The sequence below is a fragment of the Barnesiella sp. genome (assembly GCF_022723415.1).
GTDB lineage: Bacteria > Bacteroidota > Bacteroidia > Bacteroidales > Barnesiellaceae > Barnesiella > Barnesiella intestinihominis.
On sequence record NZ_JAIJHU010000102.1, the window covers coordinates 1 to 4,357 of the forward strand.

Sequence of the window (4,357 nt, forward strand, 5' to 3'; positions counted from 1 at the left end):
CCCATGATGCACATCATATCACACTTCTGAGCCTCATAGAAGTCGAGTGCCCGTTCTAATGCTGGCAAACAGCCATGTATATCCGAAAATAAGAGGTATTTCATAATTCTTCTTTCCTTTTGATTTCTATTATTTTGATGCGATTCTGTCACCGTTGATCCATTGTGACGGATAACGTGATGCAAAATTAGGAAAAAAACGACAAACTGCCAAGATTTATAGTCAAGAAGTCTGTTAACAATACAAAAAAAATCACCATCACCATCCTCACGGATGATGACGGTGATTACCTGGTGACGACTCGTCAACCTTCTTACTCGCTCCTGGAGCGTATCAAAAATATCGCGGCTATGGATGAGGAATCCGAGATATTTCCATTCGCCAATGGCTATCTCTCCACACTGCAGGGCATAACATCCGTCGGAAGCCACAAACCGGATGAGCTGCCCCACCCCTACCTTCTGCGGATGCCAGTCGCGGCGATACTGCAACAGGGAGTAGCTGCCCGCTGGCAGACATTGTGCTGCACGTTCCAGGGTATCGCATACATACTCGCCATGGATATAAAGGCGCCCATGCACGGCTTCTCGAAAGCGCGCCATGCGCTGAATGATGAACTCCGTCATTGTTCGCCTCCTTCCTCTTTGAGAAACATCTGGTCGAGATCCTCCAACCGCTTCACCTGCAGGAGGGGCTGGAGCGCAGTGGCATCGAAGCAGGGGCACGCCTTCTGCACGCCTGGCAGGTCGCAATGTCCCAAAACGGTGGCAATGGCAGGGAACTGCTGCTTGAGCTGCACGATCAGCATAGCCATCGCCTTCTTCTGCTCCGGGGTGCGGGTGTCAGCAGGTCGTCCCTGCTCATCCAGTCCGCCTTCATAGCAGATACCGATGCTGTGGGCATTATATCCCTTGGCATGTGCTCCCATACGCTCCAGCGGACGGGTTTCCTCGATGCGCCCATTGCGTCGGATATAATAATGGTAGCCGATGAAACGCCAGTGGTTGACCTCCACATGATCGTGGAAGAGTTGCTGCACAGTATAGTTGCGGTTGCAGCGGGTAGCACTGCAATGTATTACGATTAAAGATATTTTTCTTGACATAGTATTTAAGTTTTTAAATGAGATTATCAATTTTGGAACGGTTGCAAACGTCATGCCGGCAGCAGGTGGCGGTCTCTCTCCCTGCCCAGGCATTTTTTTGCGCGTGGGCAGGGAGATTTTTTTGCTTGCCCACGCAAAAATGAAAGTGGGTGCTAATGTTACTTTTGTCATAGTCATATTGTTTAGTTAGCTCCCCGTACTTTTCAGGTATCAGAAAGCGAATTGTTTCTGATGCAAAAGTAAGAAAAAAAATTGATACTCGTATTTAATTTAACATTTAACCCATTTCCCTGCAATACGGGTAACTTAGAGAAAGACGGTCCATTTCCGGGAAAAAGTCAGAAAATGGGCATGTTACCCATTTCGCAGAACGAGAAAGAGAAATTACCAAGAACCGGTACAAATTGTTACCCAAAGCTATATCTTTCGGCAGAGGTGTTACCCATATCCTCCTGTCAAAACTTACAAATTGCTGTTTATCTGATAGTTACGTTTCTTTTACATCGTCAATAAATATGAATATACTATGAGTAGAAAAAGAGAAATATGAATCATTTGAGTGTCGCTCAGATTTTTTTTTTTCAAATTTTTCGAGAAAACTCTTGGTGGTTATTATTTTTTTTATTACTTTTGCACCCGATTAGCTGACAGATATGTCGGCAAACGGATGTTTAGGATTTTAATTTAAGGTCTAAACTACAGAAGATTGGCATTCTTCTTTAGACTGAGGCAAAGGAATCCTGACAGACCTCAACCAGTCGTGTATATGAGTAATCATATATAGATATTACAACTTGGATTGAGGTTTGGCAAGATGTTTTGTCGCAGTTTTAAGAAAATGCCAAGAAAGCCTCAATCCATGAGACTTTTTTTTCCTAAATTCTGAATTACATTTTGTTCATTCCTCTTTCCTTGTTGTTCATTTATAATAACTGATTTAAAAATCTAAATCAAACCAAAAAGATGAGTAACAATGAAAACAACTCAATTATTGAGTTCGGCGTACAGGTCTTCTCATTGACCAAGTATTCCAGTTACCAGAGATGTATCCTTATGCGTATATACAAATATACCCAGAAGGATATCAGTGATGCAATCAGTAGCCAGAAAAATGATCATCTGATCCATTTTACTCCTGCAGAAGAGAGCGAACAGGTTCGCCATGTGAAGATTCCACTCAAGAGATTGGAACCTATCAAAAGCCATTACTCCCGTCTGCGTGGAGCACTTCAGAATATGGCGACGAAGCTAATAGCCATCCCCCACTACACTGCATCCCATGCGATGGAGTATGAATGGTTTCGGCAGCTCTTCATGGTGGAATTCTCTATTGAAAACCATGTCCATTATGCCACACTCCACTTCAAGCTGCCGCTGCTAAAACGTTTTTTGAGCAATTGTATGGGCTATCACCGTATCAACCTGGATACCTACTTTTCCTTTAAGTACTATTCCACGAGACAGTTGTACCGCTTTTATTATGCTCATTTCAAAAAAGGATACACTTATCTGAAACCGGAGTTTCTTGCTCAGACACTCAGCGCTAAAGGCAACTACAACAGTTCGGCAAGTGCAAGAAAGAATCTTCTGGGACCTGCACGAAAGGAAATGGAGAGCATGTTCCAGAACGAGCAGTGCGAGGTGTATTTCCGATACAAGGAAATATATCCGGATGATAATCCTAATTGCATCTGGGCAGAAAAGGTGATATTCACATTCATCAACAGGCAAGACATCGAGCTGTCCGAAAGTGCTAATGAGCAACTGATAGGCTATCAGACTAAAATCAAGGTAGCCCTTACCTATGTCTGGGGAATGGATGAGAAAGCGGCTATTCAACTGTGCAAACACATCCAGTTTACGATGATGAATGAACTTGATGCCTTGTTCAGCCGCATGAGTCGGTCTGTTAAGCGCATGAAGAGCAAGGGTACTCCAATCAGGAATACTGCGGGATACATCAGAAAGTCGCTGGAAAATTTCCTCAACGAGTTTGAGGAAAAGAAATCTCCCGAAGGAAAGGACACCGAGAAGGGAAAGGACTGTCAGGAGGAGAAGTAAACTAAAAAAGGATGGTATCGTACTGAAAGAAGGGCGATATCATCTTTTTTTCGCACAACTTCCGGACAACTATTGCATTTCGCCCTCAAATTTAGTATCTTTGCAATGTCATTCAGAAACAATGACGTTGGAGGCAAAGTGCCGACAACTATATTATTTACCATTTAAAACACAAAATTAGTACTATGGGAATCAAAGTAAAAGCTATCGAAAGAAACATCAATTTCGGTAAGGGAGAAGAGAACTGGCAGTTTGTCATGCAACCTGAGTTGTACGGTCAGCTGGCATTGGAGAAGGTAATCGCACAGGCTGCACTCAACTGTGGCATTCCTAAACCTGCCATGAAGGCTGCCGTCAACGGCTACTGCGAGGTGGTGAAGGCTTGGGCCACTGAGGGTCACTCCATCCCTATCCCGGGTTTGGGCACCATGAGATTCGGTCTCCGTTCCAAGGCTGTGGCTGGGGTTCAGGATGTCAAGGCTTCGCTCATCACAAGCCGCCACGTCATCTTCACGCCTAACACTGATCTGAAGAAGGAACTCGCCGAGACTTCTGTCAACATCACCTGCTACGACCGCAACGGCAAGATTGTCAAGACCGTTACTTCTGACGACAAGAACGTGGAGGATACGGACGATGCTAAGGGCGACTCTGGCAACAATGCCGGCGGCAGCGGCAATACTGCTGGCAGTGGCGAACAGGGTGCTGGCGGCACATCACAGGGCACTGGCGACAACAGCGGAGAAGATAACGAACTTTAATCTGACATCTCACATTTTATTAACCTAAAAGAATCATACTATGAAAAAGAACATGTGGAAGAACATTCTCCAGATTGCGATTACAGTCCTTACTGCAATCGGCGCTGCTTTCGGATTGACGAACTGCAGTATGTAAAGCCGGAAGGCTAATGTAAGAAGCCGTTGGGCATCATGAGGCTACTCATGAGCTCAACGGCTTTTATTGTTATTCGTCGGATGACACGGAATTTATTCGGAGATTTCTTGCTCAAGCGATTACTCACGGATTTTCGCGGAGGCGACCTGTCCGGTCGTTGCAGATACCCCTGGGATCGGAAAAAGTCCCACAGATTTCACAGATTTACACAGATTTTTCTTGGGACGTTTTTTAAGTCACGCAGATTTCGCAGATGACGCAGATTTTTTTCATCGGATGACACGGAATTTATTC

The 4,357-nt window shown here is 44.6% G+C and carries 4 protein-coding genes and 1 pseudogene; 3 read left to right on the forward strand and 2 right to left on the reverse strand.

Annotation, left to right across the window (positions count from 1 at the left end; genetic code table 11):
- A pseudogene (locus tag QVD32_RS12625) lies at window positions 1-104 on the reverse strand (phosphodiesterase); the annotation flags it as partial.
- Between the two features lie 518 nt (window positions 105-622).
- On the reverse strand, window positions 623-1,105 hold the full coding sequence (locus QVD32_RS12630; protein ID WP_287710317.1) for an N-acetylmuramoyl-L-alanine amidase: 483 nt from the start codon (window positions 1,103-1,105) through the stop codon (window positions 623-625).
- Window positions 1,106-2,068: 963 nt separating this feature from the next.
- Between QVD32_RS12630 and QVD32_RS12635 the strand changes: the two genes are divergently transcribed.
- The 3 genes from QVD32_RS12635 (at window position 2,069) to QVD32_RS12645 (ending at window position 4,063) form a co-directional block, all read left to right on the forward strand.
- On the forward strand, window positions 2,069-3,166 hold the full coding sequence (locus QVD32_RS12635) for a hypothetical protein (RefSeq protein WP_287710314.1): 1,098 nt from the start codon (window positions 2,069-2,071) through the stop codon (window positions 3,164-3,166).
- Window positions 3,167-3,351: 185 nt separating this feature from the next.
- Window positions 3,352-3,927, forward strand: coding sequence for an HU family DNA-binding protein (locus QVD32_RS12640; RefSeq protein WP_287710315.1), 576 nt, complete (start codon window positions 3,352-3,354; stop codon window positions 3,925-3,927).
- A gap of 40 nt (window positions 3,928-3,967) precedes the next feature.
- Window positions 3,968-4,063 (forward strand): smalltalk protein, encoded by a 96-nt coding sequence (locus tag QVD32_RS12645; protein ID WP_287710316.1) that lies wholly within the window; start codon window positions 3,968-3,970, stop codon window positions 4,061-4,063.
- The last annotated feature ends 294 nt before the right edge of the window (window positions 4,064-4,357 follow it).